Annotated in this window: 15 protein-coding genes and 1 tRNA gene; 10 read left to right on the forward strand and 6 right to left on the reverse strand. The window is 64.0% G+C overall.

Translation table 11 applies throughout. The annotated features are described in order from the left end of the window. Nucleotides 1-64: 64 nt before the first annotated feature. Nucleotides 65-403 carry a P-II family nitrogen regulator gene (locus tag I6F09_RS26755; RefSeq protein WP_008142802.1) on the reverse strand — a complete coding sequence of 113 codons (339 nt, stop codon included), beginning with the start codon at nucleotides 401-403 and terminating at the stop codon, nucleotides 65-67. 260 nt (nucleotides 404-663) lie between these two features. Between I6F09_RS26755 and I6F09_RS26760 the strand changes: the two genes are divergently transcribed. Further along, nucleotides 664-1,542 (forward strand): DUF4339 domain-containing protein, encoded by an 879-nt coding sequence (locus I6F09_RS26760; protein WP_036038878.1) that lies wholly within the window; start codon nucleotides 664-666, stop codon nucleotides 1,540-1,542. Nucleotides 1,543-1,572: 30 nt separating this feature from the next. Here the strand turns inward: I6F09_RS26760 and tesB are convergent, their stop codons facing one another. Continuing rightward, complete coding sequence (tesB, locus tag I6F09_RS26765; protein WP_036003028.1) at nucleotides 1,573-2,436, reverse strand: acyl-CoA thioesterase II; 864 nt, start codon at nucleotides 2,434-2,436, stop codon at nucleotides 1,573-1,575. 205 nt (nucleotides 2,437-2,641) lie between these two features. Here tesB and I6F09_RS26770 point away from each other — a divergent pair, with 205 nt between their 5' ends. Beyond that, nucleotides 2,642-3,862 (forward strand): ubiquinone biosynthesis hydroxylase, encoded by a 1,221-nt coding sequence (locus tag I6F09_RS26770; RefSeq protein WP_036024268.1) that lies wholly within the window; start codon nucleotides 2,642-2,644, stop codon nucleotides 3,860-3,862. A 67-nt stretch (nucleotides 3,863-3,929) separates the two neighbouring features. Here the strand turns inward: I6F09_RS26770 and I6F09_RS26775 are convergent, their stop codons facing one another. Together I6F09_RS26775 and I6F09_RS26780 are read right to left on the reverse strand one after the other, a co-directional pair. Beyond that, on the reverse strand, nucleotides 3,930-4,127 hold the full coding sequence (locus I6F09_RS26775; protein WP_036003042.1) for a Trm112 family protein: 198 nt from the start codon (nucleotides 4,125-4,127) through the stop codon (nucleotides 3,930-3,932). 57 nt (nucleotides 4,128-4,184) lie between these two features. Then, nucleotides 4,185-4,715 carry a TetR/AcrR family transcriptional regulator gene (locus I6F09_RS26780; protein ID WP_225189449.1) on the reverse strand — a complete coding sequence of 177 codons (531 nt, stop codon included), beginning with the start codon at nucleotides 4,713-4,715 and terminating at the stop codon, nucleotides 4,185-4,187. A 91-nt stretch (nucleotides 4,716-4,806) separates the two neighbouring features. On the opposite strand from I6F09_RS26780, the gene I6F09_RS26785 reads away from it, so the two are divergent. Both I6F09_RS26785 and I6F09_RS26790 read left to right on the forward strand, forming a co-directional pair. Next, nucleotides 4,807-5,157 (forward strand): hypothetical protein, encoded by a 351-nt coding sequence (locus tag I6F09_RS26785; protein ID WP_036003036.1) that lies wholly within the window; start codon nucleotides 4,807-4,809, stop codon nucleotides 5,155-5,157. A gap of 352 nt (nucleotides 5,158-5,509) precedes the next feature. Further along, entirely contained in the window at nucleotides 5,510-8,011 is a 2,502-nt protein-coding gene (locus tag I6F09_RS26790; protein ID WP_225189450.1) for an EAL domain-containing protein, read from the forward strand. A 136-nt stretch (nucleotides 8,012-8,147) separates the two neighbouring features. On the opposite strand, the gene I6F09_RS26795 is transcribed toward I6F09_RS26790, so the two are convergent. Further along, nucleotides 8,148-8,825 carry an LON peptidase substrate-binding domain-containing protein gene (locus I6F09_RS26795; RefSeq protein ID WP_036003016.1) on the reverse strand — a complete coding sequence of 226 codons (678 nt, stop codon included), beginning with the start codon at nucleotides 8,823-8,825 and terminating at the stop codon, nucleotides 8,148-8,150. Nucleotides 8,826-8,930: 105 nt separating this feature from the next. Further along, nucleotides 8,931-9,854 carry a thioredoxin gene (trxA, locus tag I6F09_RS26800; protein ID WP_025033093.1) on the reverse strand — a complete coding sequence of 308 codons (924 nt, stop codon included), beginning with the start codon at nucleotides 9,852-9,854 and terminating at the stop codon, nucleotides 8,931-8,933. A gap of 271 nt (nucleotides 9,855-10,125) precedes the next feature. Here trxA and I6F09_RS26805 point away from each other — a divergent pair. The 6 genes from I6F09_RS26805 (at nucleotide 10,126) to I6F09_RS26830 (ending at nucleotide 14,090) form a co-directional block, all read left to right on the forward strand. Next, nucleotides 10,126-10,200, forward strand: a tRNA-Gly gene (locus I6F09_RS26805). A 272-nt stretch (nucleotides 10,201-10,472) separates the two neighbouring features. Continuing rightward, nucleotides 10,473-10,727, forward strand: a complete 255-nt coding sequence (locus tag I6F09_RS26810) for a hypothetical protein (protein ID WP_036003012.1) — start codon at nucleotides 10,473-10,475, stop codon at nucleotides 10,725-10,727. Further along, nucleotides 10,724-11,089: a hypothetical protein gene (locus tag I6F09_RS26815; protein ID WP_225189451.1), complete on the forward strand. Its 366-nt coding sequence runs from the start codon at nucleotides 10,724-10,726 to the stop codon at nucleotides 11,087-11,089. Before I6F09_RS26810 ends, I6F09_RS26815 begins: the two co-directional genes overlap by 4 nt. Next, the gene (locus I6F09_RS26820) at nucleotides 11,065-11,451 is read left to right on the forward strand and encodes a Fic family protein (protein WP_249784627.1); all 387 of its coding nucleotides are present in this window, start codon (nucleotides 11,065-11,067) and stop codon (nucleotides 11,449-11,451) included. The genes I6F09_RS26815 and I6F09_RS26820 overlap by 25 nt, the downstream gene beginning before the upstream one ends. Continuing rightward, the gene (locus tag I6F09_RS26825; RefSeq protein WP_225189452.1) at nucleotides 11,448-12,434 is read left to right on the forward strand and encodes an NAD(P)-dependent oxidoreductase; all 987 of its coding nucleotides are present in this window, start codon (nucleotides 11,448-11,450) and stop codon (nucleotides 12,432-12,434) included. Before I6F09_RS26820 ends, I6F09_RS26825 begins: the two co-directional genes overlap by 4 nt. 381 nt (nucleotides 12,435-12,815) lie before the next feature. Beyond that, the gene (locus I6F09_RS26830; RefSeq protein ID WP_036003007.1) at nucleotides 12,816-14,090 is read left to right on the forward strand and encodes a PQQ-dependent sugar dehydrogenase; all 1,275 of its coding nucleotides are present in this window, start codon (nucleotides 12,816-12,818) and stop codon (nucleotides 14,088-14,090) included. Nucleotides 14,091-14,117: the final 27 nt, after the last annotated feature.

The raw sequence follows: 14,117 nt of genomic DNA on the forward strand, positions 1-14,117 counted from the left end.
CCGGCATCAATTGGCGTCGCACGCTGTGGCGTCGTTGCCCGGTGCGATCGAAGAATAATTTGTGTTAAAGCGCGTCGCTGTCGGTCTCGCCGGTGCGGATGCGCAGCGCGTGGTCGATCGGCGTGACGAAGATCTTGCCGTCGCCGATCTGGCCGGTGCGCGCCGTCGCGGTGATCACGGCGACCGCCTTGTCGGCGACGTCGGAAGCGACCGCGATCTCGATGCGCAGCTTCGGCAGGAAGTTCACGACATATTCGGCGCCGCGATAGATCTCGGTGTGGCCCTTCTGCCGGCCATAGCCTTTCACCTCGGTCACGGTCATGCCGTGCACGCCGATCGCCGTTAGGGCCTGGCGGACCTCATCGAGCTTGAAGGGTTTGATGATCGCGACGACGAGTTTCATGGTCAGGCCTATTCCCCGGGATGCGCCGCGCCGTATGTCCCCGGCGCTGCGTCAATCTGGCATCTTTCCGGGCAAATGGCACAAAAAAGTTGCAGATTGAAGCGGAAAAACGTTTGGCCAAGGGCGATCATGTGAACGGCCGCCTCTGTACAGGGCAGCTGTTCATCATTCACAATGCATTTTTGGCATGGATGCGGTGAACCCACGCGTGAACCGAAGCGTCCCGGCCGGTACATACGTAACTTCGAGGGGGACGTTCCATGGCGAGTTGGTTTTACGCATCCGAGGGCAAGCAGCAGGGGCCCTTTCCGGAAGGGCAATTCCGCGACCTCGTTGCGCAGGGCGTCGTGCGTCCGGACACCCTGGTCTGGACCGAGGGCATGGCCGGCTGGCAGAAGGCCGCCGAAATTCCCGGCCTGATCGGCGGCGGTGCGCCGCCGATGGTCCCGACGGGCGGAAGTGGCTATGGCGGCGCTGCCGGCTATGCAAGCGGTGGATCGCTCTCGGTCGATTTCAGCATCCTCGAATTCACCTGGCGCAGCATCGTCCTGCTGATCGGAATGATCTTCGTCATCCCGGCGCCCTGGGCCTTCGTCTGGTACACCAGATGGATCGTCTCCTGCGTGAAGGTCCCTGGGCGGCCGAACCTCAGCTTCACCGGCAATGCGATGACATTGGTGCCGTGGTATTTCGGCTTCATCGTTCTCGCCATCGCGCTCGGCTTCGTCGGCAGCGAGATATTGAGCAATCTGCTGTTCATCGTGCAGATCGTGCTCTACTGGCTCCTGATCAAATGGATGGTCGCGAACCTCGCCTCCAACGAGCAGCCGCTGGGCCTCAGCTTCACCGGTTCGGTCTGGGCCTATATCGGCTGGAATCTGTTGTTCGCGATTTCCATCATCACCATCATCGGCTGGGCCTGGGTGGCCGCGGCCCAGATGCGCTGGTTCTGCCGCAACGTCGAGGGCACCCGGCGCGAGATCGTGTTCAAGGGCAGCGGCCTCGATATCCTCTGGCGCGGCATCGTGGCCGCCATCCTGATGTGCTTCATCATCCCGATCCCGTGGGTGTACCGCTGGATCATGAACTGGTTCGCCTCGCAGACCGAGCTCGCGCCGCGCGGCTCGCTCGGGGCATGATCCGAACGCTTCAGGCGCTGCTTGAAGCGATCAGGCCTTCCGTTCGCGCACCGAGCCTTCCTGCGCGACGGAGGCGACCAGCGTGCCGTCCGGCTTGAAGATCGAGCCGCGGGTCAGCCCCCGTCCCGATTGCGCGCTCGGCGAATCCTGCGCGTAGAGCAGCCATTCGTCGGCGCGGAACGGGCGATGGAACCACATCGCGTGGTCGAGACTCGCCGGCATCATGCGCTTGTCGAACAGCGTGCGGCCATAGCGCGCCATGATCGCATCGAGCAGCGAGAAGTCCGAGGCGTAAGCGAGCGCGCACATGTGCAGCGCCGGATCGTCGGGCAGCTTGGCGGCGGTCTTGATCCAGACGTGGATGCGGCCGTCGTCGATCTTCTGGCCGAAATAACGGCCGAGCTCGACCGGGCGCAGCTCGATCGGCCGATCGGATTCGTAATACCGGCGGATGAAGTCCGGCATCTCCTTGAACATCGGCTGCTTCGCCACCTCCTCCGCCGTGAGCTTTTCCGGCGGCGGCACGTCCGGCATCTTGTCCTGGTGGTCGAACGCAGTCTCCTCCTCGGCGTGGAACGAGACCATGATCGAGAAGATCGCGTTGCCGTGCTGGATCGCGGTGACGCGGCGGGTCGAGTAGCTTTTGCCGTCGCGCAGGCGCTCGACCTGATAGATGATCGGGATCTGCGGATCGCCCGGCAGGATGAAATAGCAATGCAGCGAATGCGGCAGCCGGCCCTCCACGGTGCGGCAGGCCGCGACCATCGCCTGCCCGATCACCTGGCCGCCGAACACCCGCTGCCAGCTCGTCTTCGGGCTGTTGCCGCGGAACAGGTTCACCTCGAGCTGCTCGAGGTCGAGGATCCCGATGAGGTCGATCAGTCCTTTGGACATGATGGTGCTTTCCAGTGATGCCTCATTCCGGGGCGCACGCGGTGCGAACCCGAAAATCTCGAGCTGATAAACCTCCGGATTCCGGGTACGCGCGTTGCGCGCCCCGGAATGACGGAACGAAGGGCTAGCGGTCCTCGTTTCACCGCACTGTTTCGCCCAGCTCAAGTCTGCTAGCAAGACCGAGAATTGTCCGGGAAGCTTTGGTATGTCGGTACAGGGTAGCATTGTCATCGGTGGCGGCGCGTTTGCCGGCCTTGCGCTGGCCTTGGCACTACGCCAGGGGCTCGGGCCCGAGATCCCAATCATCGTCGCCGATCCCGCGCTCGGCACGCGGCCGAGCCGCGACCCCCGCGCCACCGCGATCGTCGCCGCCTGCCGCCGCCTGTTCGAGACGATCGGCGCCTGGGACGACGTCCGGGGCGAGGCCCAGCCGATCCTCGACATGGTCGTCACCGATTCCAAGCTCGAGGACGCCACCCGCCCGGTATTCCTGAACTTCGCCGGCGACGTCGCGCCGGGCGAGCCCTTCGCGCATATGATCGAGAACCGCCGCCTGATCGACGCGCTGGTGGTGCGCGCCGAGGCCGACGGCATCGATCTTCGCGCCACCCCGGTCGCCTCCTACGATGCGCGCACCGACGGCATCGAGGTGACGCTCGGCGACGGCAGCGTGATCGCGGCGGGCCTCTTGGTCGCCGCCGATGGCGCGCGGTCGAAGCTGCGCGAGCGCGCCGGCATCGTCACTCATGGCTGGGAGTACGATCAGTCCGGCATCGTCGTCACCGTCGGCCACGAGCGCGATCACGAGGGCCGCGCCGAGGAACACTTCCTGCCGGCCGGCCCGTTCGCGATCCTGCCGCTCACCGGCAAACGCTCCTCGCTGGTGTGGACCGAGCGCCGCACTGAGGCCGCGCGCATCATCGCCCTCAGCGACGAGGAATTCCACGCCGAGCTCGAGCAGCGCTTCGGCCTGCATCTCGGCGAGGTCAAGGTGCTCGACAAGCCGCGGGCGTTTCCGCTGTCTTATTTCGTCGCGCGATCCTTCATCGCCGAGCGCCTCGCGCTGGTCGGCGACGCTGCCCATGTCATCCACCCCATCGCGGGCCAGGGCCTCAACATGGGCCTGAAGGACGTCGCTGCGCTGGCGGAAGTGGTGGTCGATGCCGCGCGGCTCGGCCTGGATATCGGCGGGGCGGACGTGCTCGAACGCTACCAGCGCTGGCGCCGGTTCGACACCATGGCGATGGGCGTCGCCACCAACTCGCTGAACTTCCTGTTCTCCAACCAGTCGACGCTGTTGCGCACGGTGCGCGACATCGGCCTCGGCCTCGTCGACCGCGCCCCGCCGCTGAAGAACCTCTTCATCCGCCAGGCCGCAGGCCTCACCGGCGAGGTGCCGCGGCTGTTGAAGGGCGAGGCGTTGTAAGGGCGAATGGTGAGTATCGAGTGGCGAGTGGACCCATTCGCCATTCGCCACTCCCCACTCGCTGTTATCAATCGATCTTGCGCGCCTCTTCCGGCAGCATGATCGGGATGCCGTCGCGAATGGGATAAGCGAGCTTGGCGCTGCGCGAGATCAGCTCCTGCCGCTCAGCATCGAATTCCAGCGGGCCCTTGGTCAGCGGGCAGACCAGGATCTCCAGCAATTTTGGATCGACGCTGGCTTCGGGACGTTCGGTGGGCGCGTTCATGGAAGTCTCCGGCACTTGCTTGCCTTTAGCATAGAAATTCGCGCCCGCCATCGCGCTTTAGGCGGAGACCATCGCCAGGAGCTCGTCGAGGATGGTCCGCAGCCGCGCGGCCGGGATTGACGGGCCTGACAGGGCGAAACCGAGAAATGTCCAGTACAGGATCTGCGCGCGGGCCTGCGCCGGTGCCGGGGCGAGCCCCCGCTTTTGCAGCAGCTCCTCGATATAATCGAGCCTGCGGCGATCGATGGCACGCACCGCCCCTTGCGCGCTAGCATCGAACGCCGCCCAATTGCGCACCGCGCGTTCGAGGTCGAGCCGCGCGCCGAAGGATCTCCGCAGCAGCATCTTGACCGGCTCGTCGCCGGCGGCTTCGACGTCGGCGATGATCCGCTCGGCCGCGATCTCGCGCCAGCGCTTCAGCACCGCGGCGTGAAACGCGGCGAGATCGGCGAAATGCCAATAGAAGCTGCCGCGCGATACGCCCATGGCCTTGGCGAGCGGCTCGGCCTTCAAGGCCGTGAAGCCGCTCTTGGCCAGGGCCTTGAGGCCCTGGCCAGTCCAATCGTCAGCGGAGAGCTGTTGGTTCATGTCGTTTCCCGAAAAGCGCACCATACACTAGTGTATTGACAAGCGCTTGGCCAGACGCTATCGAAACATACATGAGTGTATGGAGGCGTCGATGCGGGATCTGCTGCTCCAGTGTGCGGGCGTCGTGACCATCGCCGTTGCGCTCGTTCACGGCTACCTCGGCGAAGCTAAGGTCTTCGCCCGCGCGCGCATCGAGCCGGAGCGCCTCCGCACCTTGATCCGGCTGGTGTGGCAGGCCTCGACCGTGGCCTGGATCGGCGGTGGCGTGCTGCTGATCGCGGCGCCGTGGATGCAATCGGAGCCGGCTCGTCACTGGATCGTCGCGACCATGGCCTGCGTGTTCGGCTGCTCCGCCCTCGCCAACGCCTGGGCGACGCGGGGCCGGCATTTCGGCTGGATGGCGCTCAGTGCGGTCGTCGTGATGTCGGTTGCCGGGTACTAGAACTCATCTAAAGCGGACCAGATCCGTTACCGATCGACCAGGCATTCTTCGGATGCCGTCTCGTCCCTTTCGTGCTCCACGTTGCTGGCGTGGCGCTGATGGGACTCCTGCAGCGCGATGATCACCGGACGCAAGCGCATCCGCGTCCATCTCCAGTCATCCGCAAACGCGCGCAGCGGGCTTCCGGCGCGACCGGCGCGCGGAACGTGTTAGCCCCACAGATCAAATTTTACGGACGGTGTTGGCAAGCCGCTAAGCATGCGATCAGGCGCGGCACAAAATTAACGCGAAGGGCGATTAGCCGGTCCAGCATCGACAAACATCAACAATATCGACGATGGGGCGAAACTGAATGTTCCGCGTTTTCTCCTGCCTTACGGCCGAACACGATTGGCGGCTCGTCGTGCTCGCTGCTCTGGTCTGCTTCGTTGCCAGCATCGTCGCGGTCAGCATCTTCCACCGCGCGATCGCAACGCGCGGGAGAACCCGGTGGATCTGGATCGCCATTGCCGGCGCGGCCATCGGATACGGCATTTGGGCTACGCATTTCGTCGCGATGCTCGCCTACGAGCCCGGGGTCACGACGGGCTACGGCATCGTGTTGACGGCGTCCTCTCTCGCGGCGGCAATGCTGCTGACCTCGGTCGGCTTCGGCGTCGCGGTCGTCACGTCCGGCCCCTGGCGCGCGGCGGCTGGCGGCGTCATCATCGGTGGCGGCATTGCCAGCATGCACTATCTCGGAATGTGGGCGCTCGAAGTGCCGGGCCGAGTCTCCTGGTCCGTGGACCTCGTGCTCCTCTCCATCGTTCTGGGCATGTGTTTTGGCTACGCTGCGCTGGCGGCAGCGCTCACCCGTCAGGGTTATAGCGGCACGCTGGCAGCCGCCACCCTGCTGACGCTCGCCATCGTGTCGCATCACTTCACGGCCATGGGCGCCGTGCAGATCACACCGGATCCGGCGCTCGCGACCGATACGCTTTCGCTGTCTCCGGCCTTCCTCGCGCTCGCCATCGCCGGCGTCGCATTGTCCGTGCTGGGCATGAGCCTGATCGGAGTGCTGGCCGATCGTCGTCTGGCGACCAGAACCGCCAGGTTCGAGGAGATCATCAGCCAGCTCTCCATCGCCCGGCAGCAGCTCGAAGGGTCGCAGAACGAGCTCAAGGAACAGAAGCTGAGGCTGGACACGGCCATCAACCATATGGTCGAGGGCCTTTGCATGTTCGACGCCGGGAAGCGGCTCGTCATCTGCAACGAGCGTTACGCCCGTTTGTACCGGCTGCCGCCGGAATTGCTGCGTGCGGGAACTCCGCACCGCGACATCATCCGTCATCGCGTCACCAGCGGCATACTCGAAGGCGAGGCCAGCGATTTCGCCGCCGAACGGCAGATCGCCAGGCTCGAAGCACTGCCGATCCATGCCGTCTCGAGCCGCATCGATGCGTTCGCCGATGGGCGGCTGATCTGCGTGACGCGGCAGCCGATGGCCGGCGGCGGCTGGGTGGCTACGCATCTGGATGTCACCGAGCAACGCCGGTCCGAGGCGAAGATCACCTACATGGCGGAACACGATGCGCTCACCGAGTTGCCGAACCGCGTGCTGCTCAAGGCGCGTCTGGAGCCTGCACTCGCCGATACGCGTGGCGGAAATCTCCATCTGGCGGTTCTCCTGCTCGACCTCGACCGCTTCAAGGAGGTCAACGACACGCTCGGACATCCGGCGGGCGACCTGCTGCTGCGCTCAGTCGCGGCGCGCTTGCTGGATTGCATCAGGGAGACGACGTTCGTCGCCCGACTGGGCGGCGACGAATTCGCAATCGTCGACTACGTGACCAATCCGGCTGCGGACGCGGCCTCTCTCGCCGAGGCGATCCATGGCGCGCTCAGCGAGCCGTTCGATCTCGGCGATCATCAGGTCATTGTCGGCACCAGCATCGGGATCGCCCTTGCGCCCCGAGACGGCGCCGATTCCGACACGATCCTCAGGAGCGCAGATCTTGCCCTCTACTCGGCCAAGAGCGGCGGACGTGGTGCATTCCGCTTCTTCGAGCCGGAGCTGGACCGGCTCCTGCATGCGCGCCGCAACCTGGAGCGGGATCTGCGGAAGGCGCTTGCGAGGAGCGAATTCGAGCTCCACTACCAGCCGTTCGTCAATTTGAAGAGCGGCGAGACCTGTGGCTTCGAGGCGTTGCTGCGTTGGCATCACCCCGAGCGGGGTCTGGTCTCGCCCGGCGAATTCATTCCCGTCGCGGAGGAAACTGGCTTGATCCTGCCGCTGGGGGAATGGGTGTTGAGAACCGCCTGTGCCGAAGCGGCAAAATGGCGTTCCGACCTGAAGATCGCGATCAACCTGTCTCCAGCGCAATTCAGGAGCAAGGAGCTCGTGTCGACGATCGTGAGCGCACTGGCGGCGTCGGGGATTGCTTCAGACCGGCTCGAGCTCGAGGTCACCGAAACCGTCATCATGCATGACAGCGGGACCGTATTCGCAGCACTCAGCCAGCTGCGCGAGCTCGGGGTGCGGATTGCCCTCGACGATTTCGGCACCGGCTATTCGTCGCTCAGCTTTCTGCAGAAGTTTCCCTTCGACAAGATCAAGATCGATCGCAGCTTCGTCAGCGAGCTGTCCAGTCCGATGGAGGAGCCCCATCGGATCGCGCGGGCCGTGGTCCAGTTCGCCACGAGTCTCGGCAAGACGTCCACCGCCGAAGGCGTCGAAACCGCCGAGCAGCTGGACATCCTGCGCCAGGAGGGCTGCGTCGAGGCCCAGGGCTTCCACCTCAGCCCGCCGATACGGGCCTCGACGATCGCGCGGCTTGCGGATCGAAAGGCCGAGGCCGGCGAGTTTGCCGCATAGAGCATGATCCGGACCCGAAGGGCCGCGTCAGCGCAAAGTGTGTAGCGGTTTTCCGAAAAGATCATGCTCAAACCAAAAAACCCAAAGCGCGATGAGGATTCATCCTAATCGCATCGCGCTTTGGGTCGCTTGACGATCACTGCAGCGGCGGGTCGCCGCTGGTGCGCTTCTTGGCGAGGTCCATCTCGGTGACGGCGATCAGGATCTCGGCGCGGGTCTTCAGGTCGGGCGCCTCCAGCATGGCCTGCTTCTCGGCGGGGCCGTAAGGCGACATCATCGCGAGCGCATTGACGAGGGCTTCATTGGGCGCGCTCTCGACGCCCTCCCAGTCGACCTTGAGGTTGTTGGCCTTCAGGAAGTCCGCCAGCACCGCCAGCAGCGCCTCGCGGTCGACCTCCTCCTCGCCGCGGCGCGCGGTGAAATCGTCGACGTAGGCGAAGAAGTCCACCTTGCACTGCCGGTAGGGGGTGAGCACCTCGAGCTCCTCGACCACCTTGAAGCGCGAAACGCCGGTGAGCTCGAGGATGTAGCGGCCGTCGCCGGACTCGGCGAGCTGGGTGATGCGGCCGACGCAGCCGACGCGGAACAGCGCCGGCTTGTCGGAATCCTTCCGCGAATGCGCGATGTCGGGCTGGATCATGCCGATCAGGCGATGGCCGTCGCGGAAGGAATCGTCGACCATCGAAAGGTAGCGCGGCTCGAAGATGTTGAGCGGCATCTGACCGCGGGGCAGCAGCAGCGCGCCCGGCAGCGGGAAGACCGGAATGATCTCCGGGAGGTCGGCGGGCCCGCGATATTCGATGTTGATCGGCATCTGCCCGGTCCCCTGGCGTTGCTAGCGCATGATCCGGATCCGAAGGACCGCGTTAGCGCAAAGTGTGGAGCGGTTTTCCGAACAGATCATGCTCAAAAAAGGCCGTTACGAAAACAGGATCGTCGACAAACGTTTGCGGCCTTCGACGGTTGCATCATCCGTGCCGCCCCAGGCCTCGAAGAACTGCACCAGCTGCTTGCGGGCGCCGTCGTCGTTCCATTTGCGGTCGCGCTTGATGATCTCGAGCAGCTGCTCGGTCGCCGCCGCGCGGTTGCCTTGGGCGTTGAGCGCGGTGGCGAGGTCGAATCGGGCCTGATGATCGAGCGGGTTTGCGGCGACTTTCTGTTCCAGCTCGGCAACCGGTCCGAGCGATTTCGCCTGCTCGGCGAGATCGATCGCGGTCTGCACCGCCTTCACGGCCGGGTCGTTGCGCTTGGATTCCGGCACCATGGCCAGCGTCTGCTTGGCCTGCTCCATCGCGCCGGAAACGGCGTAGCACTTCGCAAGGCCCGCAAGCGCCGCGATGTTGGTGGAATCATGCTGCAGCGCCTCGGCATAGATCTGCGCCGCCGCCGCCGCGTCGCCCTCGGCGAGCACCGCGTCGGCCTCCTGCACGATCTCGGCGACGTTGACCTCGCCCGGCGCGGTGACGCCCTTGGTCAGCCGCTCGATGAAGGCGTTGACCTGGCTCTCCGGCACCGCGCCCATGAAGCCGTCGGCCGGCTGGCCGTTGACGAAGGCGATCACGGCCGGGATCGACTGGATGCCCATCTGGCCCGGGATCGCCGGATGATGGTCGATGTTCATCTTGACCAGCTTGACCTTGCCCTTGGCCGCCTTCACCGCCTTCTCCAGGACGGGGGTGAGCTGCTTGCAGGGGCCGCACCATTCCGCCCAGAAATCGATCAGCACGGGCTGGCGCTTCGATTCCTCGATGACGTCCTTCACGAAGGTCTGGGTGGTGGTGTCCTTGATCAGGTCGGCCGCAGCCGGGCCCGCCGCTCCGTTACCCTGGTCGATGATCGTCACGGGATTCCCTCGTCATGTCTGGAATGGCGGCTCTTTAGCACGCCGCCGCGTCATATGCTTGTGGTCGGCTCCTAAATTGGGCCGAATGGGCCGAATTTCAATCCAGGCACCCCGATTCGCCGGTTCCGAGACGTTTCCGGTCGATTTGGCCGGCTTCGGGCTCCATACGGGGTCCGAATTGCGAATTGAGGCCGCCTGTAGCTGTTGCATTCCCCTCCCGCTTTTGGCATACGACAGCCGTTGTCGGCGCGTCACGCGACCGACACAGGATGCGGGTGTAGCTCAGTGGTAGAGCACGACCTTGCCAAGGTCGGGGTCGAGGGTTCGAGCCCCTTCGCCCGCTCCAGTTTTTCCTAGGCTGGCCTAGGAAGCGCTCTCCAACCTCGGAGAGCATTGTATGAGCCTCAAAGACTCCAAAGGGCAAGCGCGAGCTGTTGTTGGGCATGAGCCGCCTCGTACGGCGATTTGCTGTCCGCGCTTGCGAGAGCGGCCTCAAACCGAGGCCGGAGCAATTTTGAAGGTCTTTCGGTAGTTTACGGGCAAGTGAAGACGCCGGGAAGGCAGCAACTCAATGGATTCTCAGGCCTTGGTTCACTATATTTGGGGAGAGGAGTTTCCATGTCTGCTCAGCGCTCCGCCACCAAGGCCCAGTATACCGCTGGTGTAATCCAGCGGTTGGCGGCCGCTAACAACGTGGCAGTGATCGCGACATCGAACGATGTCTTTGCCCATCACGTGACGCGGCTCTCCGGCGATGACGTGAATTTCGATCCTATCGAGAATACCATCGTCGCACTCCAGCGCGCCGGGATTTTGGATCGTGTCCAAGCGGTGCGTCTTCAAGCGCGCTATCTTCGCGAAAGCCGTCTGTGACGTTTGATCCGTTTGGAGATTTTGCGACGCGCGGTTATTTGCGCAACGTCGCGAAGGCCAAAGATCCCGGAATCGTTCAGCGCCTCCTGCACAATTCCTTTCTGACCGGCATCGATGCAGCCTTGGATCATCTCAAGGCGCAGCCTTCCCTAAGCTACGCCGATGTCCTCCAAACACACAAAACGTTCTTTGAAGGAGTGTTCCCCTGGGCTGGAGAGGACCGTCATACGAACGCGTCCCACATCTTCGTAAAGAAGGGCTCTGTGATCTTCGCCCATCCCAATTCATCCGCAAAGCTATCGACTACGCGTTGGAGAAGGGACAAGACGAGGCGTTCATGGCGGAAAAGCCCGGCGAAGTGATGGGCTATCTCGCCTATGGCCATCCATTCCTGGACGGCAATGGCCGCACTATCATGCTGATCCATGCGGAACTTGCGCGGCGTGCAGGCATCAGCATCGATTGGGCCGCCACGGACAAAGTTCAGTATCTCGCAGCCCTGACGCAGGAGCTCGAAGAGCCGGGCAAGGGCAAACTTGATGCTTACCTTAAGCCATTCATCCGCAAGGGCTTGGAGAGCAACATCGCCGACGGGATCAAGGCCGCGCCGGGCCTGGACGGCGGCAACGCAGACACAGTCGCAGGCGAGACGAGCAATCCAATGCTCCAGGCGCAATACGAAGAGCAAAAAGCCAAGCGCAACGGCGGGCGAGACTTGCAATGACAATCCTGGTCACCGGTAGCGCTGGCCATCTCGGGGAGGCGGTCCTGCGGACGCTCCGTGGGCGCGGGTCGCCCGCCCGCGGCGTCGATCTCAAGCCCTCCCCCTTCACCGATGCCGTCGGCTCCATCGTCGATCCCGCCTTCGTGCGGCGCCAGATGGACGGCGTCATTGCCGTGATCCACACCGCGACGCTGCACAAGCCGCATGTGGCGACCCATTCCAAGCAGGATTTTGTCGACACCAACGTGTCAGGAACGCTGAACCTGCTCGAGGCGGCAGTCGCGGCCGGCGTGAAGAGCTTTGTCTTCACCAGCACCACCAGCGCATTCGGCTCGCAGCTGCGGCCCGAGGCGGGACAGGCGGCGGTGTGGGTCACCGAGGAGCTGCCATCGGTGCCGAAGAACATCTACGGCACGACCAAGCTGATGGCCGAGAACCTCTGCGAGCTGTTCTTTCGCGAGCGCGCGCTACCGATCGTTACCTTGCGGACCTCGCGCTTCTTTCCGGAGGACGACGACGATCCGGCGATGCGGTCGGCCTACACGCTGGAGAACGCGCAGGCCAACGAGCTGCTCTACCGCCGGCTGGATATCGCGGACGCGGTAAGCGCGCATCTGCTCGCCGTCGAGCGCGCGCCCGGCATCGGCTTCGCCCGCTACATCGTCTCGGCGACGAGCCCGTTCGAGCAACGTCATCTCGGAGCGCTGGCGCGCGATGCCGCCGGCGTCGTGCGCGAGCTCTATCCGGAGTGCGCGCAGCTCTATGCGGCGCGCGGCTGGCGGCTCTTCCCCGCGATTGACCGGGTCTATGTCAACGAGCGCGCGCGGCGGGAGCTCGGCTGGCGACCCGAATTCGACTTCGCGCATGTGCTGCGCAGCCTGCGCGATGGCCGCGACGTCCGCAGCACGCTGGCGCGTGAGGTCGGATCGAAAGGCTACCACGACACGCTGTTCGACGACGGACCCTACCCCGTCGCCCCGTGAGCGCCGCGATTATTTTACTCGACGCTTCAAATGATTGTCCGGCGTCACCGCGCGCGGATCAACTTGCGCAGTTCTACTGTGCATGGGGTTGTTTTCGCACTTTTGTATGCCCACCCCGGCGGACCGCCTGACGACGTTGCGCGCGCGCTGTTGATTCCGCGTTGCAGCGCGAGGCGCGGTCGTCGCAGCGTTCATCCGTTCATTGACATTCCGTCTCAATTTTTGCTGCGCGCAGCCGCGCTGCATCCGGCGCGCTTCTCACGATGGGCAGATGTGCTAACCTTTTTGCGCCTGTCGTCCCGACGGGCTCAAGACTTCGCCTCTCGACTAGCAAAAGAAAATAATGCGCAGCCCTGATGGCTGCCTTAGGGGAGTGATGCGATGACATCGATGTTCCATCGATCCGTGTTGGCGCTTGCAGCCGTGGCCCTTCTCGCGGGGACCGGCGCCGGCAACGCGCAGCAGCAGGACAAGAACAAGCCGCTGAAGAAATACGATTCCAGCACCAAGGAGTTCTGGACCCATCCGCCGGATGACTGGTTCCTTGGTGACGAGACCGAGGCGCAGAAGGGCCTCGCGCCGCCGTCGGGCCCGCCGACCGGCGCCTCCGACGCCGAGCTCGCCAACATCGTCAAGAAGATCAAGCTGCCCCCGGGCTTCAAGATCGAGGTCTACGCCTCCGGCGTGCTGGCCGCGCGGCAGATGGCCTGGGGCGACAAGGGCACGTTGTTCGTCGGCTCGTTCGGTCTCGGCAACGTCTATGCCATCAAGGACAACAACGGAAAGAAAGAGGTCAAGACCGTCCTCAAGGGCCTGAACATGCCCACCGGTCTCGCCTTCAAGGACGGCGCGCTCTATGTCATCGCCGTCGACAAGCTGATCCGCTACGACAACGCCGAAGCCAATCTCGACAATCTCGGCCAGGGCAAGGTCGTTTATGACGACATGCCGTCCTATGCCGCGCATGGCTGGAAGTACATCGCGGTCGACAAGGAAGGCTGGTTCTTCCTGCCGTTCGGCCCGCCCTTCAACATCGGCATTCCGCCGACCAGCGTGTCGCAGATCCGGCGCGTCGATCCCAAGACCGGCAACGCCGAAATCTGGGCGCTCGGCGTCCGCAACTCGGTCGGCGGCGACGTCGATCCGCGCACCGGCAAGCTCTGGTTCACGGAGAATGCCCGCGACTGGATCAGCGATGATCTGCCCTCGGACAAGCTGAACATGATCAACCGGATCGGCGAGCATTTCGGCTATCCCTATTGCCATCAGGGCAATCTGCCTGACGACAAGTTCGCGATGGGCCACAAATGCTCCGAGTTCACGCCGCCCGTACTGAACCTCGGTGCCCATGTCGCACCGCTCGGCATGAAGTTCTACACCGGCGACCAGTTCCCCGCCGACTACAAGAACAACATCCTGATCGCGGAGCACGGCTCCTGGAATCGCCACAAGTACCAGGGCGCGCGCATCGTGCGGGTGATCGTCGGGCCTGACGGCAAGAACCCGAAGCGGGAGGTCTTCGCCTCCGGCTGGCTCGAGGGTGACCAGGGCTATCTCGGCCGTCCCAACGACATCATCATCGCCAAGGACGGATCAATCCTTGTGGCCGACGATTGGGCCGGCGCGATCTATCGCATCAGCTACAGCAAGAAGTAGCGCGACCTGACGGAGAAAGCTGCGACC

It is taken from the genome of Bradyrhizobium sp. IC3195, from assembly GCF_020193585.1.
Lineage (GTDB): Bacteria > Pseudomonadota > Alphaproteobacteria > Rhizobiales > Xanthobacteraceae > Bradyrhizobium > Bradyrhizobium yuanmingense.

Excerpts from the sequence above, each read along its gene's own strand:
- I6F09_RS26755 (WP_008142802.1), bottom strand. The coding sequence starts at position 403 with ATGAAACTCGTCGTCGCGATCATCAAACCCTTCAAGCTCGATGAGGTC.
- I6F09_RS26825 (WP_225189452.1), top strand. The coding sequence starts at position 11,448 with ATGACAATCCTGGTCACCGGTAGCGCTGGCCATCTCGGGGAGGCGGTC.
- I6F09_RS26795 (WP_036003016.1), bottom strand. The coding sequence starts at position 8,825 with ATGCCGATCAACATCGAATATCGCGGGCCCGCCGACCTCCCGGAGATC.
- I6F09_RS26790 (WP_225189450.1), top strand. The coding sequence starts at position 5,510 with ATGTTCCGCGTTTTCTCCTGCCTTACGGCCGAACACGATTGGCGGCTC.
- I6F09_RS26780 (WP_225189449.1), bottom strand. The coding sequence starts at position 4,715 with ATGAACCAACAGCTCTCCGCTGACGATTGGACTGGCCAGGGCCTCAAG.
- I6F09_RS26775 (WP_036003042.1), bottom strand. The coding sequence starts at position 4,127 with ATGAACGCGCCCACCGAACGTCCCGAAGCCAGCGTCGATCCAAAATTG.
- tesB (WP_036003028.1), bottom strand. The coding sequence starts at position 2,436 with ATGTCCAAAGGACTGATCGACCTCATCGGGATCCTCGACCTCGAGCAG.
- I6F09_RS26830 (WP_036003007.1), top strand. The coding sequence starts at position 12,816 with ATGACATCGATGTTCCATCGATCCGTGTTGGCGCTTGCAGCCGTGGCC.
- I6F09_RS26785 (WP_036003036.1), top strand. The coding sequence starts at position 4,807 with ATGCGGGATCTGCTGCTCCAGTGTGCGGGCGTCGTGACCATCGCCGTT.
- I6F09_RS26810 (WP_036003012.1), top strand. The coding sequence starts at position 10,473 with ATGTCTGCTCAGCGCTCCGCCACCAAGGCCCAGTATACCGCTGGTGTA.
- I6F09_RS26760 (WP_036038878.1), top strand. The coding sequence starts at position 664 with ATGGCGAGTTGGTTTTACGCATCCGAGGGCAAGCAGCAGGGGCCCTTT.
- I6F09_RS26770 (WP_036024268.1), top strand. The coding sequence starts at position 2,642 with ATGTCGGTACAGGGTAGCATTGTCATCGGTGGCGGCGCGTTTGCCGGC.
- I6F09_RS26820 (WP_249784627.1), top strand. The coding sequence starts at position 11,065 with ATGGCGGAAAAGCCCGGCGAAGTGATGGGCTATCTCGCCTATGGCCAT.